Source organism: Bacillus sp. AFS053548, from assembly GCF_002575105.1.
GTDB lineage: Bacteria > Bacillota > Bacilli > Bacillales > Bacillaceae_G > Gottfriedia.
Window position 1 is genome coordinate 136,156 of the sequence record NZ_NUHI01000008.1, and the last position, 18,096, is coordinate 154,251.

19 protein-coding genes are annotated in these 18,096 nt (G+C 33.0%); 15 read left to right on the forward strand and 4 right to left on the reverse strand.

The features are described from left to right. Position 1 precedes the first annotated feature (1 nt). The 3 genes from aspS (at position 2) to CN946_RS05575 (ending at position 3,043) form a co-directional block, all read left to right on the forward strand. Positions 2–1,771, forward strand: a complete 1,770-nt coding sequence (gene aspS, locus CN946_RS05565) for an aspartate--tRNA ligase (protein WP_098860235.1) — start codon at positions 2–4, stop codon at positions 1,769–1,771. 164 nt (positions 1,772–1,935) lie between these two features. After that, positions 1,936–2,703: a tRNA threonylcarbamoyladenosine dehydratase gene (locus CN946_RS05570; protein ID WP_069035148.1), complete on the forward strand. Its 768-nt coding sequence runs from the start codon at positions 1,936–1,938 to the stop codon at positions 2,701–2,703. A 91-nt stretch (positions 2,704–2,794) separates the two neighbouring features. After that, the gene (locus tag CN946_RS05575) at positions 2,795–3,043 is read left to right on the forward strand and encodes a hypothetical protein (protein ID WP_098860236.1); all 249 of its coding nucleotides are present in this window, start codon (positions 2,795–2,797) and stop codon (positions 3,041–3,043) included. 245 nt (positions 3,044–3,288) lie between these two features. Here CN946_RS05575 and CN946_RS05580 read toward each other — a convergent pair whose 3' ends face one another. Both CN946_RS05580 and CN946_RS05585 read right to left on the reverse strand, forming a co-directional pair. Further along, positions 3,289–3,507, reverse strand: coding sequence for a hypothetical protein (locus CN946_RS05580; protein ID WP_098860237.1), 219 nt, complete (start codon positions 3,505–3,507; stop codon positions 3,289–3,291). Between the two features lie 99 nt (positions 3,508–3,606). Then, a complete protein-coding gene (locus CN946_RS05585) occupies positions 3,607–4,032 on the reverse strand; it encodes an SANT/Myb-like DNA-binding domain-containing protein (protein WP_098860238.1) in 426 nt (141 codons plus the stop codon). Positions 4,033–4,171: 139 nt separating this feature from the next. Between CN946_RS05585 and CN946_RS05590 the strand changes: the two genes are divergently transcribed. Beyond that, positions 4,172–5,461: a replication-associated recombination protein A gene (locus tag CN946_RS05590; protein ID WP_098860239.1), complete on the forward strand. Its 1,290-nt coding sequence runs from the start codon at positions 4,172–4,174 to the stop codon at positions 5,459–5,461. Positions 5,462–5,506: 45 nt separating this feature from the next. On the opposite strand, the gene CN946_RS05595 is transcribed toward CN946_RS05590, so the two are convergent. Together CN946_RS05595 and CN946_RS05600 are read right to left on the reverse strand one after the other, a co-directional pair. After that, the gene (locus CN946_RS05595; protein WP_098860240.1) at positions 5,507–6,139 is read right to left on the reverse strand and encodes a DUF2306 domain-containing protein; all 633 of its coding nucleotides are present in this window, start codon (positions 6,137–6,139) and stop codon (positions 5,507–5,509) included. Between the two features lie 278 nt (positions 6,140–6,417). After that, the gene (locus tag CN946_RS05600) at positions 6,418–8,178 is read right to left on the reverse strand and encodes a hypothetical protein (RefSeq protein WP_098860241.1); all 1,761 of its coding nucleotides are present in this window, start codon (positions 8,176–8,178) and stop codon (positions 6,418–6,420) included. Between the two features lie 308 nt (positions 8,179–8,486). Here CN946_RS05600 and CN946_RS05605 point away from each other — a divergent pair, with 308 nt between their 5' ends. The 11 genes from CN946_RS05605 (at position 8,487) to CN946_RS05655 (ending at position 17,937) form a co-directional block, all read left to right on the forward strand. Further along, complete coding sequence (locus tag CN946_RS05605) at positions 8,487–8,819, forward strand: DUF4257 domain-containing protein (RefSeq protein WP_056472677.1); 333 nt, start codon at positions 8,487–8,489, stop codon at positions 8,817–8,819. Positions 8,820–8,862: 43 nt separating this feature from the next. After that, positions 8,863–9,075 (forward strand): hypothetical protein, encoded by a 213-nt coding sequence (locus tag CN946_RS05610; RefSeq protein WP_056472680.1) that lies wholly within the window; start codon positions 8,863–8,865, stop codon positions 9,073–9,075. 372 nt (positions 9,076–9,447) lie between these two features. Beyond that, on the forward strand, positions 9,448–9,864 hold the full coding sequence (cymR, locus tag CN946_RS05615) for a cysteine metabolism transcriptional regulator CymR (RefSeq protein ID WP_056472685.1): 417 nt from the start codon (positions 9,448–9,450) through the stop codon (positions 9,862–9,864). Between the two features lie 54 nt (positions 9,865–9,918). Then, a complete protein-coding gene (locus CN946_RS05620; protein ID WP_098860242.1) occupies positions 9,919–11,064 on the forward strand; it encodes a cysteine desulfurase family protein in 1,146 nt (381 codons plus the stop codon). Positions 11,065–11,092: 28 nt separating this feature from the next. Beyond that, complete coding sequence (gene mnmA, locus CN946_RS05625) at positions 11,093–12,211, forward strand: tRNA 2-thiouridine(34) synthase MnmA (protein WP_098860243.1); 1,119 nt, start codon at positions 11,093–11,095, stop codon at positions 12,209–12,211. A gap of 207 nt (positions 12,212–12,418) precedes the next feature. Then, positions 12,419–13,072: a tetratricopeptide repeat protein gene (locus CN946_RS05630; protein ID WP_098860244.1), complete on the forward strand. Its 654-nt coding sequence runs from the start codon at positions 12,419–12,421 to the stop codon at positions 13,070–13,072. A 33-nt stretch (positions 13,073–13,105) separates the two neighbouring features. Continuing rightward, positions 13,106–15,463 (forward strand): SF1B family DNA helicase RecD2, encoded by a 2,358-nt coding sequence (recD2, locus tag CN946_RS05635; RefSeq protein WP_098860245.1) that lies wholly within the window; start codon positions 13,106–13,108, stop codon positions 15,461–15,463. 112 nt (positions 15,464–15,575) lie between these two features. Continuing rightward, the gene (locus tag CN946_RS05640; protein ID WP_098860246.1) at positions 15,576–15,764 is read left to right on the forward strand and encodes a hypothetical protein; all 189 of its coding nucleotides are present in this window, start codon (positions 15,576–15,578) and stop codon (positions 15,762–15,764) included. Between the two features lie 13 nt (positions 15,765–15,777). Beyond that, the gene (locus CN946_RS05645; protein ID WP_082459514.1) at positions 15,778–15,912 is read left to right on the forward strand and encodes a DUF3918 family protein; all 135 of its coding nucleotides are present in this window, start codon (positions 15,778–15,780) and stop codon (positions 15,910–15,912) included. Between the two features lie 363 nt (positions 15,913–16,275). Continuing rightward, positions 16,276–16,830, forward strand: a complete 555-nt coding sequence (locus CN946_RS05650; protein ID WP_098860247.1) for a GNAT family N-acetyltransferase — start codon at positions 16,276–16,278, stop codon at positions 16,828–16,830. Between the two features lie 39 nt (positions 16,831–16,869). Next, complete coding sequence (locus tag CN946_RS05655; RefSeq protein ID WP_098860248.1) at positions 16,870–17,937, forward strand: AI-2E family transporter; 1,068 nt, start codon at positions 16,870–16,872, stop codon at positions 17,935–17,937. The last annotated feature ends 159 nt before the right edge of the window (positions 17,938–18,096 follow it).

Here is an 18,096-nt window from a genome sequence, read left to right on the forward strand (position 1 = left end):
AATGGAACAACGAACGCATTTATGTGGAGAACTAAGAGAATCACATATCGGTCAAAGTGTAACGCTTAAAGGATGGGTACAAAAAAGACGTGATTTAGGTGGATTAATTTTTATTGATTTACGTGACCGTTCTGGACTTGTACAAATCGTTTTTAATCCTGAAACTTCAGGTGAAGCTTTAGCTCTAGCTGAAACTGTACGTAATGAATTTATACTTCACGTTCACGGGAAAGTTGTATCTCGTGGTGAAGGTACAGCTAATACAAATCTTGAAACGGGAGCCATTGAAGTTTCTGTTGAAAAGCTTGAGATTATTAATAAAGCTAAGAATCCTCCATTTGCAATTGAAAATAAAACGGAGGTAGCAGAAGACCTTCGTTTAAAATATCGTTATTTAGATCTACGTCGTCCAGTTATGTATGACACATTTAAGTTACGTTCAAAAATTACAAAATCAATTCGTGATTTCTTAGATGGTGAAGACTTCTTAGAAGTTGAAACGCCAATTTTAACAAAGAGTACACCAGAAGGTGCTCGTGACTATCTAGTACCTAGCCGTGTACACCCAGGTGAGTTCTATGCATTACCACAATCACCTCAAATTTTTAAACAATTATTAATGGTTTCAGGATTTGAACGCTATTTCCAAATTGCACGATGCTTCCGTGACGAAGATTTACGTGCTGACCGTCAACCAGAATTTACTCAAATAGACATTGAAACTAGCTTCCTTTCTCAAGAGGAAATAATGGAAATGTCCGAAAGAATGATGGTTAAAATGATGAAGGAAACAAAAGGTGTTGACATAGTTACTCCACTTCCGCGTATGTGCTATGATGAAGCGATGAATCGCTACGGTTCTGATAAGCCTGATACTCGTTTCGGATTAGAGTTAATTGATGTTTCTTCTTTTGCTAAAGAAAGTGGATTTAAAGTATTTACTTCAGCTGTTGAAAATGGTGGCCAAGTAAAATGTTTAAATGTAAAAGGTCAAGCAGCAAATTATTCTCGTAAAGACATCGATGGTCTTCAAGAATATGCTGGTCGTTATGGAGCAAAAGGTCTTGCTTGGTTAAAACTTGAAGAAGATGGTTTCAAAGGTCCAATCGCTAAATTCTTTAGTGAAGAAGAATTTGCTACATTAAAATTAGCTGTAGAGGCGGAAGCAGGAGACTTAATATTATTTGTAGCTTCAGATGCTTCAGTAGTTGCAAATAGCTTAGGTGCACTTCGATTAAAACTTGGTAAAGACTTAGATTTAATTGATCAATCTAAATTCAATTTCTTATGGGTTACTGACTGGCCATTACTTGAGTATGATGCAGATTTAAATCGTTATTTTGCTGCTCATCATCCATTCACTTCACCTGTTCGTGAAGATATTGATAAATTAGATACAGATCCAGGTAGTGTAAAAGCTCAAGCTTATGACTTAGTACTAAATGGTTACGAGCTTGGTGGAGGATCAGTTCGAATTTACGAAAGAGACATACAAGAAAAAATGTTCAAATGCTTAGGATTTTCTGAAGAAGAAGCACAAGCGCAATTTGGTTTCTTAATGGAAGCATTTGAATACGGAACTCCACCACACGGCGGAATTGCGCTAGGTTTAGACCGAATTGTTATGTTACTTGCAGGTCGCTCAAATTTACGTGACACAATTGCATTCCCTAAAACAGCATCAGCAAGTTGTCTATTAACAAATGCACCAAGTCCAGTTTCTTCTGCACAATTAGAAGAATTAGCGTTAAAAACAACTGTAGAAGAGTAAAATAAAAAGGAAGGGTGAAGGAATTAATTTTCTTAATCCTTTCCTTTTTCTGTTGAAGGATTAAGATAAATTCTGTTTTTCTTTAATTCAAGCTTGATGTAAATAGCTTGTATCATGTATATTTAAATCATTGTAATCTGATTAAGATAGTGGGAGTTGAATAAATGTTACACCAATTTTCTCGTAATGAGCTTGCTTTTGGTAAAGCGGGTTTAGAGCGATTACAAAACAGTACGGTAGCTATTTTAGGTATTGGAGGCGTTGGCTCATTTTCTGCTGAAGCTTTAGCGCGTTCTGGAGTCGGACGTTTAATATTAGTGGATAAAGATGTTATTGATATTACAAACGTGAATAGACAAATTCATGCTTTATTATCAACAGTTGGAGAGCCTAAAGTAGAAATGATGAAGCAACGTATTCTTGAGATTAATCCTGAGTGCGAAGTAATTACACATAGAATGTTTTATACAGAAGAAACATTTGAAAAGTTTTTCGAAATTCCATTAGATTATGTAATTGATGCTTCTGATACAATTACATATAAAATTCACTTAATTAAAGAGTGTCGTCGTCGTGGAATTCCACTTATTTCAAGTATGGGTGCTGCTAATAAGATGGATCCAACTCGATTTAAAATTGCTGATATATCAAAAACAACTCACGATCCTATTGCAAAGGTTATTCGAACTAAACTTCGCAAAGAAGGTATTCAAAAAGGAGTAACAGTTGTCTATTCAGATGAAAGTCCTATTGTTATTCGTGAAGATGTACGTAAAGAAATTGTACCAGATGAAAATACAAAAATTCGTAAAGCAAAAATGCCACCATCTTCAAACGCCTTTGTGCCATCAGTTGCTGGCTTAATCGCAGCTAGTCATGCAGTTCGTGAATTAATAAAGGACATTGAAATTCAGCGTGTAGGAAAAGAATAACGAATAATGATAACAAGCTGACTGTAGGAATTAATTTCCTACAGTTTTTTTATTTATTAATGTAAAAACTACCTTCTATAGGAGGTGTTTGATGTTGAATAAAGCCTTGAAGATATTTTGTACTTTCGGATTATCTTTAACAATATTAACTGCTTGTAGTAGTACCAGTGACGTGGAAAAAGATTCAAAACAGCATCATGTAGATAATTTATCCAATCGGATTAATGTTAAGTATAAAAAGAAAAATAATGTTGTCGAGAAAAATGGTAAAGTTGGCAAAGATGGCGTCGTTAACGATATGGAATCGATTGAAATGAATAAACGTAAGCCAAATAAATAAAAAAGACCCCCAAATTTATTGGGGGTTCTGACTGCCCGAAAACGCTCGCTTTTTTCGTTGCTTCGCCTGTCAACGGTGCTCATTACCGTTTTAGGTAACTCCGCTCCTCGCTAGGCTTCGTGCCTCGAAAGACAAGCGCTGCAACCAGCCTGAAAATTCAAGTTGTACTTTGTCTACACATTACCCCCAAATTTATTGGGGGTTTTTAGTCTGTTCGGACACATTACCTTAAAGGGAATAATAGGTTACATATTTAAATCCTTCTCATTTTTAACTCTATTTTTACGTCTTCTCACAAATTGACGTCCAATTAGAGAAATAACTAATAGTCCAACTACAAGAAGTAGAATTTGGAGATATGATAAGTTAAAGTATTTAGCACCGGTAACAATTAAAAGTGTAGATAACGTACCTTTAATAATAAAAAATATAATAATCCATAAACCGCCTTTTTTCCAATTCATTTCATTATACTCCTTACTATTGCATGCATTTTGTTACTTCATTATACAATAGTACAAGTGTTAATATACTGTGAATGTTTTACATTATTTTGTCCAAATTTATTCTATTAGATTGATCAATACATTTTGTTTCTTTTGGATTAATGTTTTTAAATTAACAATTTTTTTATTTAAATTTTCATTTTCAAATTTTAATTTAACTACTTTTTCCTTTAACTGCTTATTTTCCTCCGAAGCTTGATGCTTTTGTTCGAAATTCATTAAGAATTGGATGACCATTTCAATATTTAGTGAAGGAGGATTTATAGGCTTATTTAAAACTTCTTTAGGTTTGTTCATTTCACTAAATTGATCTTTTGATAGTTTTCGGTATCTAGAAGCACATGCTGTCTTTGTCCGATTAATAATATTTGCTACCATTTCAAATGCTTCTTGCTTTGATTTACCTTTACTTTCGTATTTTTCAACTAGTTCAATTAATGTGTTTTCATCTTCAAGTGACCATTTTGTTTTTGGGGCATTCATTTTTTTCACCTTCTTAATTTCATCTATTATTATCTTCACCAAATAAATTGTTAGTAAAAAGAAATATTTGCGGGGTGCAGATGAAAAATGTTTCCAATTCAATTACAATAGTAAAAAGAGTTATAAAGGAGGGAGAAAAATGAGTCATGAACCTCTAGCATACCGTATGAGACCAAGAACGATTGATGAATTAATTGGTCAGGAAAAAATTATCGGAAAAGAATCAGCCTTATATCGATTAATACATAACGGACGAGTTCCTTCAATGTTAATACACGGGGAACCTGGAATAGGTAAGACATCGTTTGCCCATGCAATTGCTGGTACTGTTGATAAACGTTTTGTCACTGTAAATGCGACTACTTCTGGTAAAAAAGAACTTGAGGATATCGTTCATGAGGCGAAAATGTTCGGTGAGATCATTCTTTTTGCAGATGAAATTCATCGTTGGTCAAAGCTGCAACAGGATTATTTATTATCATATGTAGAAAGCGGGTTTATCACGTTAATTGGGGCAACAACTGAGAATCCATACCACGATGTTAACAGTGCAATACGCTCTCGATGTAACCACATTTTAAAATTAGAACCGCTTTTACCAAAACATATTTATAAATTATTAGATAAAGCCTTAAGAGATGAGGATAGGGGATTAGGAAATTTGCAAATCCAAATTTCAGAGGAACAAATTTTAAAAATTGCTCATGGAGTAAACGGAGATGCAAGATCATCATTAAATATTTTGGAGTCAATTGTATACGGATCAACAAAAGAGTCTGACGGAACAATTGTAGTACAAGATGAAATTATTGATGAATTTCTTCGTTCAAAAGGTTTTAATCATGATAAAAATGGAGACTTTCATTATGACACATTGTCTGGTTTCCAAAAGAGTATTCGTGGAAGTGATGTAAATGCAGCACTTTATTATTTGGCGAGGCTCATTGAAGCGGGCGATTTAACTAGCATTATTCGAAGATTATTAGTGATTGCTTATGAGGATATCGGACTAGCTGGCGATCCATGGAAGATTGTCCTTGCTTGTGAAGCCGCAAAGCAAGTTGGATTTCCTGAAGCAAGAATTATTCTTTCAAATGCAGTAATTGAGCTTTGTTTGTCATCCAAATCTAATTCTAGTGTAACATCAATTGATCGAGCATTAAATGATGTAAGAAGTGGGCTACATGATGATATCCCAGCACATTTAAAAGATAGTCATTATGCTGGAGCAAAGGATATGGGGCATGGGATCGGTTATATTTATCCGCATGATCATCCTTTAGGTAATTTTGGCGGGTGGGTAAATCAACAATATCTTCCAGATCGATTAGTAAATCAAGTTTACTATAAACCAAAAGAAGCAGGTAACGAAAAACGTTACGGGGCTATTTTTGAAAAACTACAGCAGTTTAAGAAAAATCGTAATTAAGTCAAAAATTAAAAAGGAAGGTAGATATAAAGCGAAATTGGTCGCTTAATCTACCTTCCTTTTTAATATGATCCACTCAATTATGATTAAATTTATTAGTAAACCTACCCATATATTAACATTTAGGGCTTCTTCAACCATTCGCTCTCTTCCACCAGGTATATGCAATCCATTTAGTAAAAAGTAGGCTAATAATATAAATGGCACTAAAACTCGACCACTTACTGCTACTAAAGTGATTCCAAAACTTCGAGTCATCCAGATTTGGTGAGCTATGTAATTTTTCTTCTTAGCGCTATGAATACCTTTAATTGTAGTGAAAATCCAAAGTAAAGCTAAAACAAGAAAAGACATTACTTTTGAAAAATTTTCAATATAAAATATTACTATCAATGACAAAATTCCACTTATAAAAACGCTAGTAAAGTAAATAGTTCCAATTATTCGATGGATTCTCGGATAACGAGATCTAATCTTTTTTACAAACTGTAAAAATCCAGCAATTAAAGCAATAAATGCAAAAAAGATATGTGTAATTAAAGCAGGATATTGAATTGAAGTTGAACTAATTTGGATACGACTTTTCTCTGGATCTATAAGAAAATAAGGTGCCATAAATGGAACAATGACACAAAGCGAAATAATAAATAAAATCCACCAACTTTTTTTAGAATTCATAAATTAACCTGTCCCCCGATATTTAGTTTGATATATGTAATTTAGAATAAAAATCTTTAAGGAATATCATAACAACCTAATATGAACGGAACATGAATAAAAAAAGTCGAGATACAATCTCGACTCGGTGTGTAAACAATGTCCTAAAAACTTGATTCTCAGACTAATTGCAAGCGCTTGTCTTTCGAGGAGCGGAGTTACCTTTGACGGTAATGAGCACCGCAGACAGGCGAAGCAACGAAGAAAGCGAGCGTTTTCGGGCAGTCTGAGTCTCGACTTTAAGCACTAACATCATTTTCAAACACTTCAATAGTTGGAGAATCAACTAAATGATTAGTTAATAATTTTATCTCGAGGAAAAGTAGATCTGGTTTAATAAAAGTTGAAGGGATTGATAAAATCTCTTCGTCATCTTTATCATAGAAAACAATATAATTTACTTTTCGTTGATATGCTGCCATTTTACCTTCGTTTTTACCCCATTTTCGGAGTTCGATCGACATCCGGTTTATCTTATGAAGCTCAATTGACTTCAATTCATTACCTTTTTTTAAGGTTAGTTGTCTACTTGTTAAAATTAATTTAGATTCTTTTCGAAGTTGAATTGTTGCATATACTTTATATAAGAAAATAATCCATAGTAAAGCTAGTAATAAAAAATAAATAGGATCGTGATTTCCAAAAGCAGTACCTGTTCTAACAGCAGTTAGAAATCCGAGAAAATAAGTACCAAAATGCCAGCTTGGCTTTGATTCCAAAATGACTTCTTGACCTAATTTATCGTTTTCTTCTTTATTTAATAATTCAAGTTGGGTTCTATGTTCATCCTCATTATATTTATCCCATTTTGTAAATGCTGTAATTGTTTCATCATAAAATCGTGGACTAGGAATTTGTTCAGAAATATAAGCCCCTACATATGCAGCCATCCAATCATTTTCTTCCCAATTTTCTTGCTGACTACGAAATTTAGTTAAATAATAAGTTACTTCTTGTTCATAATAGTTTGAAGTATCATAACGCTTTATAATTTCAATCTCGTCGGGAATCACACCAAAATCTTCATGAGTAATTAAATAAAGAAACAGTCTGTTTTTTACAAAACTATGTTGATGCTCTTCCGTAAATGTGTATATATCTTTCTTTGAAAATTCATTTAATTTTGTATAAAACCATACCGCTGATTCAATATTATGCGCACAATAATCAAGGATTTCTTTTTCAATTTGTACGCCATGTTCCATCAGTGATATAATAGCATCCACTTTTAGGTAAGGATCTCTATACTCAATTGCTTCTTTTAAATATTCATGCATGCTATCGTCAAAATAATATTGCATTAATTGAAGGTAAATACCCATTTCTGTTCGAACGATGAGGTAAGATTCCTTCCAAGCCTGGTATACAAATTTTAAGTTGTAATCTTGATCATAATTTAAATATGAATCTCGTCTAAGCTTATATAAAACTTTAATTTGTTCGATTATATAATCGTTCTCAGCGGATGAAAAAGGTAAAGAAATTGAATTTCTTTTACACAATAGAATCAGATGGAAAATTGAAACGGCAGTTTCTTCATTTTCGATTAAACCTAATAGTTTTTTTACAAGTTCTGGAGCCCAATTTGTCTCTTCGAAAATGAATTGAACATCGATATCAAGCGAGTACTGTTTACTATTTTTTTCAATGATTCGTATATAAGCATCTCTAGCTAACTCTGATTTCAGACTTATTAATAAATAAAGAGCTTGGAGTTTTGCTCGTTCACTATATGCTTCAAAATTCTTTTCGATTGGAGTTATTAATTCTTGAAGCGCAAACTCTGAACAAAATCCAACTAAGTGATAGCTTCCATCATCCCAATCTTCTATTGATTTCGGGAAATTACTTCCCGCTTCTTCTAATAAATAAATTAATGATTCAATAGAAGCACCTGATCGAAGAGACTTTCTAAGTTGGTCTATGCCTTTTGCGCGCTGATATAGATCTTGGTGGCGTAATTGATTTACTATTTTCTTGAATTTTCTTTGTACAGCCAACTTAAAACCTCCTCTAGCTTCTTTTTAATTCCAATATATCATAATAAGGGTAATGAGAAATAGTTAAATAGTCTTGTAGTGTATTTGGTTAAATAAAAATCCAGGTCTTTTACCTTATTTTTTGTCACAATTGGATAAATTTTACAAATTGTTTTGATAATTTATTTTTATGCTTTTATAATAATAAGAACAAGCTGTTCATATTTTATATAGAACTTGTCCAATCCTAGCGATCATTTCGATTAACTTATTCTCGAAACGAAAGTAGGAATTTTTTTTGTACCTAAAATTAAGAATGGAGGATGAACATGGTTAAGCTCTATGTCCTGGCGGTTGTCATTGGTGGAGTGACCGGATTTATTTTTCACATCCTGTTTAACAAAGGTACGATTATGCTCCCGGTGAGACGAAAGAAAGGCTTTTATTTAGGTTTTCTTGCAGATATTTTATTTGGAGCAACAGCCGCGACATTATTTGTTTCTTTATTTATACCAGAAAACATGTTAAAAGATATGCGTATGGTAATCGGATACTGTATATTAGCTGGTCTCTCATCTCAAAGCTTTCTTTTAAGCAGAGCACTTAACACTGAACGGGAAAGGGTAAGTTCGCTGCATAATATTTCTAAGCAAATTGTGTAGTATTTTCAATAATTTACTTGGCAAAAGATGAAGGAGGCATGTAATGAGGCTAGTGCTAACACCCGAAGAGAAAGCCATTTATTTAGATTTATTAGAGGATTTATTAAATGCTGATACTGAATACGAAATTAAAAGTATCGAATTCCAAGTCATAAGCTTTTTAAACAACATAAAAGAATCTAGAAAAAATGTTGAAGATTTCGATGAAAAAGCGGCAGCCGCTCAATTCGTACGTGCTGGTAAATTGAAGAGTTAAGCAATCAAAAAATGAAAAAAACAAGCAGACTGAAATAGATAACACCTATAGTGTCGTATAGTTAAACTATATAACATTAGGGGTGTTTTTTTTGAAAAATCTTTGTCATGTGTTTTTTTAGATTACTAGATAAATTGCAAGAATGATAGTGAAAAAATTTTAGAATTTATAGAACGTTGAAATTTAAGTCAGTAAACTTACCTGACTAGTCAATTACATGGATAATGCACTTTTCCAATTGGTTTAGTGCATTTTTTTCCTGTCATGTGAATTTATAGGATAAATAGTGTACAATAATTGTAATACTACAGTTTAAAAATAGGATAAATCTGATAAAAATAAGAGATACAGTTTATTGAACGGAGTGAATTAATGAAAATTTCAACTAAGGGTAGATACGGACTGACAGTTATGATTGAATTAGCAAAAAGATATTGTGATAAACCAATTTCACTCAAGAGTATTGCGAAAGCACAAAATCTTTCTGAGCATTATTTAGAACAAATTATTTCATTATTACGTAATGCAGGATTAGTTAAGAGTATTCGTGGAGCATATGGTGGGTATATTTTAACAAAGGAACCGAATGAAATTTCTGCAGGTGAAGTGATAACTGCACTTGAAGGATCACTATCACCAATCGAAAATCTTGAAGATGAAAATCCCGCACAAAGAGAGTTATGGACTCGTGTTCAAAAAGCGATTAATGAAGTGTTAGACCATACGAGTCTTGAGGATTTAGCAAAATTAGAATCTGATGATTTAAATGGATATATGTTTTATATTTAATTTTAATGCGTTCAAAGATAGGTGAACGCTTCATAAAGAAAGGGTTTAATAAAAATGGAACGTATTTATGTAGATCATGCTGCGACTTCTCCAATGCATCCAGAAGTAATTGAAAAGATGGTTGTAGAAATGCAAGAGACTTTTGGAAATCCATCTAGTATTCATTCATTTGGCCGACAAGCTCGCCAAAAAATTGATACTGCACGCATGGTTTGTGCGAATAGTATAGGATCAAAAGTTAATGAAATTATTTTTACAAGCGGTGGAACGGAAAGTGATAACCTTGCTGTGTTAGGCGCTGCTTATGCGAATCAAAAATATGGTAAGCACATTATTACCTCTAGCATTGAGCATCATGCTATATTACATACATGCCAAGCTCTTGAAAAGGAAGGCTTTGAGGTTACGTATTTACCTGTTGATCATACAGGTCGTGTGAATGTAGAGGATGTAAAGGCTGCACTGCGTGATGATACAATTTTAGTATCAATTATGATGGTTAATAATGAAATCGGCACAGTTCAACCAATTAAAGAAATTGGTGAACTTCTTAGTAACCATAAAGCTCATTTCCATACAGATGCAGTACAAGCTTACGGCTTAATTCCAATTAATGTTGAAGAACTTGGTGTCGACTTTTTATCCATTTCCTCACATAAAATTAATGGACCAAAAGGTGTAGGTTTTCTTTATGTAAGTGAAAATGCAATTTTTACACAATTACAATATGGCGGACAGCAAGAGCGTAAACGCCGTGCGGGTACAGAAAATGTTCCTGGTATTGTTGGATTAGCTAAAGCAGTAGAAGTAATTCACATCGAAAGAGATGAACGTATAGAAAGCTATTTGCATTTCCATGAAATCTTAATGAATGTTCTAAAAGAAAATGGAATTCGTTTTGAAAAGAATGGAAATGAGTCGTTTTTTGCACCACATGTGTTAAACTTATCATTTGAAGATATTTCAATTGAATCATTTTTGGTAAACCTTGATTTATCAGGTATAGCAGCTTCAAGCGGATCTGCTTGTACAGCTGGTAGTATAGATCCATCACATGTATTAGTTGAAATGTTTGGAATAGATTCACCTAAAATACGTTCTTCGGTTCGATTCAGTTTTGGTTATGGAAATACAGACGAACAAATCCGTATACTTGGTGAGCGTGTATCTTCAATTGTCAAACGATTAGTTAAAATATAAATTTTTAAAGTGCGAGGGGATATAATTTATGAATAAAAAAGATCCAAAAGACACTCGCGTAGTAGTAGGAATGTCAGGTGGTGTAGATTCATCTGTAACAGCATATTTATTGAAACAACAAGGATATGATGTCATCGGTATTTTTATGAAAAACTGGGATGACACAGATGAATTTGGCGTATGTACAGCAACTGAAGATTATGAAGATGTAATTGCAGTTTGTAATCAAATAGGAATTCCGTATTATGCAGTGAATTTTGAAAAGCAATATTGGGATAAAGTGTTTACCTATTTCTTAGATGAATATAAAAAAGGTAGAACACCAAACCCAGACGTAATGTGTAACAAAGAAATTAAGTTTAAAGCATTTCTTGAACATGCAATGGAACTTGGAGCAGATTATGTAGCGACAGGTCATTATGCTGGAGTTGAGTTCCGTGACGATGAATATAAAATGTTACGAGGAATCGATAGCAATAAAGACCAAACTTATTTCCTAAATCAACTAGGTCAAGAACAACTATCGAAAGTTATGTTTCCACTTGGAGGTTATTTAAAGCCAGAAATCCGTAAAATTGCTGAAGAGGCAGATTTAGCGACAGCTAAGAAAAAAGACAGTACCGGAATTTGCTTCATAGGTGAACGTAACTTTAAAGAATTTCTAAGTAATTATTTACCTGCACAACCTGGTGAAATGAGAACAATGAACGGGGAAGTTAAAGGTAAACATGATGGACTTATGTATTATACAATTGGTCAACGTCATGGACTTGGAATCGGTGGAAATGGAGACCCTTGGTTCGTTGTAGGAAAAGACTTAAAAAATAATATTTTATTAGTTGAACAAGGTTTTCATAATGAGTTACTTTATAGTAATGAAGTACTTGCTTCTGATATCAGTTGGACATCAAATAAACCGAAAGAAGGTTCATTTACATGTACTGCTAAATTCCGTTATCGTTCTGAAGATAATGAAGTAACAGTTCACATTTTAGCTGATAACTCAGTAAGAATTCTTTGCCACGAAAATATTCGTGCAATCACTCCAGGCCAAGCTGTTGTATTTTACGACGGGACAGACTGCCTAGGTGGAGGAACAATTGATCGTGCATTTATCGATGGTAATGAATTAACTTATTTAAGATAAATCTATTTACCCCAATCATAATGGTTGGGGTTGTTTTTATGAATGGAAATACTTAATTTAACGTAGAATTTTTGAAGAAACGTTCCTTTGAAATGTATACTATGGTGTGATAGTGTTAAATAGATATATTAAGTTTCTTAATCTGATTAGTATAGAAAATGGAGTCTATCAAAAATAATTGAAAGAAAATACATAGAGGTGTCATATATGAATAATTTTGAACGTGGAGTAGCAGCCCTGCAAGAGGGTAACTTAGAGGATGCAGCTAATTTTTTAACGAAAGAAATTGAAGAAAATCCTACTAATTCATTAGCGTATGTTAATTTTGGTCAGCTTTTACTATCGATGGGAGATGTCGAACGAGCTTGTCGTTTTTTTGAAAAGGCTTTAGAAATTGATCCGGAATTGGCAGCAGCGCATTATGCAGTTGGAACAGTGTATTTTGAAGATGGAAAGTTTGAATTAGCTAAAAAACATTTTCAACATTGTGTGAAACTTGGCATGAATGATAGTGATGTCCATTTTATGATTGGTTTATGCTGTGTTAATAATGGAGAAGATCGTTTTGCACTTCCATTTTTTCAACGAGCGATTGAGCTTGATGATAAAGATGTAGACGCATTATTCCAATATGGCCTTACTTTAGCTAAATTAGAAATGTTAGATGAAGCAAAAATTAGTTTAGAAAAAGTTTTACAATTAGATGAAATTCATGCTGATGCACATTATAATCTAGGCATAATTGCGATGTTTAATGATCAAGTTACAACTGCGAAAGACCATTTTAATAAAGCGATTGAAAGTCAAGATGATCATATGCTTGCTATGCACGCTTTAAAAGTAATTGAAAATAAAGAGTAGAATGAAGCTAGTTTAGATCTGGGAGGTGGAGAAATGCAAACCCAAAGTGAAATGGAATTGTTTGTTGATGAGACACCATATATTAAAGGGCATATCACAACAATCATCTTTTATAATGCAGAAAATTTCTATACTGTTGCAAAGGTAAAAGTAGTTGATACAAATTTATCAAATTGTGAACAGGAAATGACCATTACTGGGAATATACCAAGAATGAATGAAGATGAAACATATACATTTAAGGGGATTGTAAAAGACCATCCGAGGTATGGTAAACAATTTCAAATTTCATCATTTGAAAAAGAGCTTCCATCTACTAAAAAAGGTGTTATTCAATATTTATCATCAGATTTATTTAAAGGAATTGGAAAGAAAACAGCTGAGAAAATCGTTGACCATTTAGGTGAAGGTGCAATTAATAAAATTTTAGATAATGCTGATAGCTTAGAAGGTGTTCCCGGGCTGGCAAAATCCAAAGCGAAAGAAATTTATGAAACAATACTATCTCATCAAGGTCTTGAAAAAGTAATCAGCTTTTTAAGTAGCTACGGTATTGGAACGGGTTTATCGATTAAAATTTATAAGACCTATAATGAATCAACTCTAGATGTTATCAGAACAAATCCGTTTAAGTTAATTGAAGATGTGGATGGGATTGGGTTTGGAAGAGCAGATGAAATTGGTCGAGCAATCGGTATTACAGGAAATCATCCAGATCGGATACGAGCTGGTTGTATATATATTTTAGAACATTTATCGATGCAAGAAGGACATGTTTATATAACGCAAGATCAGTTTATTGATGAAACTAGACAATTATTAATGAAACAGGATAAAGAGCTTGTCGAAGCAGTCGACATTTCTCGGGAAATGAAACGATTGGTAGCAGACGGAAAGCTAGTAATGGAAGATGAGAGAATCTATTTATCTGCACTTTATTATGCTGAGAAAGGCATTGTAAATGCGATCCAAAAATTATTAAGCAGTGCTCCAGATTTAGGAGAAATGACTGAAACTAGATTTGCAAAAGAGCTAGAAGACCTCGAATCAAAAATGAATGTAAAATATGCCCCTTCACAAGCGCAAGCAATAAAAAAAGCTATGGAGTCAGCTATGATGGTCCTTACAGGTGGACCAGGTACAGGTAAAACGACAGTTATTAAAGGAATCGTTAATCTGTTTTCAACAATCCATGATTTATCATTAGATCAGCATTCTTACCCTAAAGATGTTCCATTCCCTTATTTGCTTGCAGCACCTACAGGTAGAGCGGCAAAAAGAATGAGTGAAGCAACTGGATTACCGGCAGTAACAATCCATCGTTTACTTGGTTGGACAAGAGAAGGGGAGTTTAGCCATCATGAGGAAAATCCTTTAAATGGAAAGTTACTGATCATTGATGAGTTTTCAATGGTCGATGTTTGGTTAGGGAATCAATTACTCAAAAGTATTCAAGAAGGATGCCAAGTCATTTTTGTAGGGGATGAGGATCAATTACCTTCTGTTGGCCCAGGTCAAGTCTTAAAGGATTTATTAAACTCTGGTACAGTTCCAACCGTTCGATTAAAAGATATTTATCGTCAATCAGGAGATTCTTCGATTATTACGCTTGCACATTATATAAAAGATGGAACAATATCCGAGGATTTATTTGAACAAAGAAAAGATCGTTCATTTATCGGTTGTTCAAGTCAACAAGTTGTTGAAGTCGTCAAAAAAGTGTGTGAAAACGCCAATAAAAAAGGTTTTCCTGTAAGAGATATCCAAGTATTAGCACCGATGTATCGTGGTCCAGCAGGAATTGATGCCCTAAATGAAGGGCTACAAGAAGTGTTTAATCCTAAAAAAGAAAAGCAACGTGAAATGAATTTTGGTGATACAACTTTTCGTACAGGTGATAAGGTCCTCCAACTCGTAAACGTTCCTGAAAATAATGTTTTTAATGGAGATATGGGTGAAATTGTAAACATTTTTTTCGCCAAAGAAAATGTAGAACAACAAGATATTATTATCGTTTCATTTGATGGAAATGAAGTGACTTATACTAGACCAGATTTTTCTCAATTAACTCTTGCTTACTGTTGTTCAATCCATAAGTCTCAAGGTAGTGAATTTGATATTATTGTGCTTCCAATTGTTAAAAGTTATTATCGAATGCTTCGAAGAAATTTAATTTACACTGCAGTGACAAGAAGTAAGAAGTTCTTAATCATGTGCGGTGAACAAGATGCATTTATTCAAGGCATTGGAAGAACGGATGATGGTCAAAGACAAACTACTCTATGTATGAAACTAAAAGGGATTGAAAATGGTGAAGTACAACTAAACGAAGATTTACCATTTCAGCTTTCAGACGAATTACCAAATCTTTCACCTTATGATTTCATGTAAATGACTAAGAATATATAGTGCAAGACGATTCCTGTACTAACGTATATTTTTATGAAAATTTGGTCACAATGCTTAGAAACATTGCCTTTTTTAGGCTAAGGGAGCGAGCGTTGTGATTTGTCCAAATTGTCAAAGTAAAGACTTAGGGAAAATAGGTGTAAATCAATATTATTGTTGGGGATGTTATATTGAACTAACAATTAATAAAGGTATAATTTATACCCACCAAGTTGAAGAAGATGGTACGTTAAGTTCGTTAGATGATTTGTTTGACGAAGAGGATCGAAAACTTAGTATGTAGGAGTGGGTAATTGATGGCTAGAAAAAGCTCTTTATTAGGTTTAGGTTTAGGTGCAGGTGCACTTGCGATGAAGTTAATGTACGATAACAAATGGCTTACTTCAAAGAACATGAAACGTATGAGAAAGTCATTGAAAAAAATGCTTTAATTTTTTTAGCACATGTCTATAGGGCATGTGCTTTTTTACTGTATTTAACCTTGTAAAGAAGTCCATTGCGGTTAGAATTATCGTATTTAAAAAAAGCAACTTTCACATGTCTATAAAGTATTTAACAGCTTTGTTAATCAGTTTGTAATTATAATCATTTGAACTTGTTTTTCTAACTTCTCAAGAATAAACAATTACTAGAGTTTTTGATATTATAAAACCGCTCAAACATTTTAACTACATGTGCTTTGTTTATTCAATGTATTAAATCCAATACATTCCTAATTTATTTTAAATTTTTTCATTGAGAAAATGGTCATCTTCTTTTATCATTTATAAAAACATGGAAAAGAGATGGTAAATATGGGAGTGGGAGTTAAGCTTGTTAAGAATGATTTAAAGTATGCAGAGCAGGTTTTTAAGTTATCATCAGATCCAGGTGTGAAAGATGTTTTAGGAATAAAAGTAGATCATATTGATGATACAATCGGATTTATTAGCTATATTGTTCAGCAGGAATTAGAAGGTAAGGTAATAAATCGAATAATATTGAATGAGCAAGATGAGGTTGTTGGTATAACTAGTTTAAAGCATATTGACCGAGGTGATGGAATTTGGCATATTGGCACCTGGATAGGGGTTCCATTTTGGGGGCAAGGGTATAATGAAGCTTCAAAAATAGAAATTTTAAAAATTGCTTTTAACGAGTTGAAAATGGACTATGTTTTTGCTGGAGCAAAAGAGTCAAATACTAGATCAAGGCGTGCACAAGAGAAATTAGCTTATATGACAATTAGTGTAGAGAAGGAGTTTCCAAATGAACTAACAATCGTTGAAAAAGAGGCAAAAACGAAATGTGTATTGAATGTTGTTAAGAGAGAAGACTTTGTAAAATTTTTAACGAGTCACATAATTTAATTGAAATTCTCCATACTATTATCAGTATGGAGGTTTTTTATGGACGGTTTAAAGTTAAAATGGATATACCGATTATGTTTAATTTTGCTAATTGGATTAGTTGGAATCGTTTTTTATTATTTAAAACCGGTTTATTTGCATATTGTTATTGGTGTTTTAAAATCGATGGTTCCATTTTTGATTGGTTTAATCATTGCCTATTTGTTACATCCAGCAATTGAATATATTCATAATAAAGGGATAAAACGAGTAATTGCGATTTTATTGATCTATTTATTATTTTTTGGAGGGTGTGTATTAGGGCTTTATTTATTACTCCCTATTTTTAAACAACAGTGGCAAGATATTTTAAGAGCTTTTCCTAAAGTAATGGCATTATATGATAATTTCTTATCAAAAATCGAACGAAAGACTTCGAGGATGCCAATTTTTCTTCATAATCGTGTTGATTTAATGATTAATGGTGCTGAAAAATCGGGATTATCATTATTGAATAAATCTGGTGAATGGATGAAGCAATTAGTAAATAATATTATTTCACTATTTATCATTCCGTTTATCGTTTTTTACTTTTTAAAAGACTATAAGGTCTTATCGAATATGTTTTGGAAAATTATCCCTTACAAATGGCGATATGAAGCAAAAGGTTTAGCAAAAGAACTTAATAATACATTTGGAAAATATATTCGTGGTCAAATATTAGTTTGTTTTTTACTATTTGTATTAGCAACAATATTTCTATGGATTGTTCGAATGAAATATGCGCTAGTATTAGGAGTGGTCATTGGACTAACAGATATCATTCCGTATTTCGGACCTGTTATTGGTGCTGTACCAACTCTGTTTCTAGCCGCTTCGGAAGGGACAAGTTTATTAATTAGAGTAGGTATTACATTAATTATTTTACAATTAATCGAAGGTAACGTCCTTTCTCCGATGATAATTGGAAAGTCAATTCATATTCATCCAGTTATTATTATGTTTTCATTATTAGTTGCAGGGGAAATAGCTGGTTTTATTGGCTTGTTAATTGCCGTACCATTATTAGTTGTTATCATTTCTGTTATTCGCTATTACAGTAATAGAAAAGAACGTCTCTCAACTTGACTTTCATTTTTGACAATGATACTATTTTTTCATACAATTTATATTTGCAAAATTTTGAAGGAACAAGTATGTCACTAAACCATTTAAGCGTATGCGAAAGAGAGAAGTTTCCTAGGCTGAAAGAAACTTTAATGAAGGGTGACAGAAAAGCTACTCCTG

Bases quoted from the DNA above. Each gene is read 5' to 3' on its own strand.
- cymR (WP_056472685.1), top strand. From the start codon at position 9,448: ATGAAAATTTCAACTAAGGGTAGATACGGACTGACAGTTATGATTGAA.
- CN946_RS05645 (WP_082459514.1), top strand. From the start codon at position 15,778: ATGGCTAGAAAAAGCTCTTTATTAGGTTTAGGTTTAGGTGCAGGTGCA.
- CN946_RS05570 (WP_069035148.1), top strand. From the start codon at position 1,936: ATGTTACACCAATTTTCTCGTAATGAGCTTGCTTTTGGTAAAGCGGGT.
- recD2 (WP_098860245.1), top strand. From the start codon at position 13,106: ATGCAAACCCAAAGTGAAATGGAATTGTTTGTTGATGAGACACCATAT.
- CN946_RS05650 (WP_098860247.1), top strand. From the start codon at position 16,276: ATGGGAGTGGGAGTTAAGCTTGTTAAGAATGATTTAAAGTATGCAGAG.
- CN946_RS05610 (WP_056472680.1), top strand. From the start codon at position 8,863: ATGAGGCTAGTGCTAACACCCGAAGAGAAAGCCATTTATTTAGATTTA.
- CN946_RS05630 (WP_098860244.1), top strand. From the start codon at position 12,419: ATGAATAATTTTGAACGTGGAGTAGCAGCCCTGCAAGAGGGTAACTTA.
- CN946_RS05585 (WP_098860238.1), bottom strand. From the start codon at position 4,032: ATGAATGCCCCAAAAACAAAATGGTCACTTGAAGATGAAAACACATTA.
- CN946_RS05620 (WP_098860242.1), top strand. From the start codon at position 9,919: ATGGAACGTATTTATGTAGATCATGCTGCGACTTCTCCAATGCATCCA.
- CN946_RS05595 (WP_098860240.1), bottom strand. From the start codon at position 6,139: ATGAATTCTAAAAAAAGTTGGTGGATTTTATTTATTATTTCGCTTTGT.
- CN946_RS05580 (WP_098860237.1), bottom strand. From the start codon at position 3,507: ATGAATTGGAAAAAAGGCGGTTTATGGATTATTATATTTTTTATTATT.
- CN946_RS05655 (WP_098860248.1), top strand. From the start codon at position 16,870: ATGGACGGTTTAAAGTTAAAATGGATATACCGATTATGTTTAATTTTG.
- CN946_RS05605 (WP_056472677.1), top strand. From the start codon at position 8,487: ATGGTTAAGCTCTATGTCCTGGCGGTTGTCATTGGTGGAGTGACCGGA.
- CN946_RS05575 (WP_098860236.1), top strand. From the start codon at position 2,795: ATGTTGAATAAAGCCTTGAAGATATTTTGTACTTTCGGATTATCTTTA.
- mnmA (WP_098860243.1), top strand. From the start codon at position 11,093: ATGAATAAAAAAGATCCAAAAGACACTCGCGTAGTAGTAGGAATGTCA.
- aspS (WP_098860235.1), top strand. From the start codon at position 2: ATGGAACAACGAACGCATTTATGTGGAGAACTAAGAGAATCACATATC.
- CN946_RS05590 (WP_098860239.1), top strand. From the start codon at position 4,172: ATGAGTCATGAACCTCTAGCATACCGTATGAGACCAAGAACGATTGAT.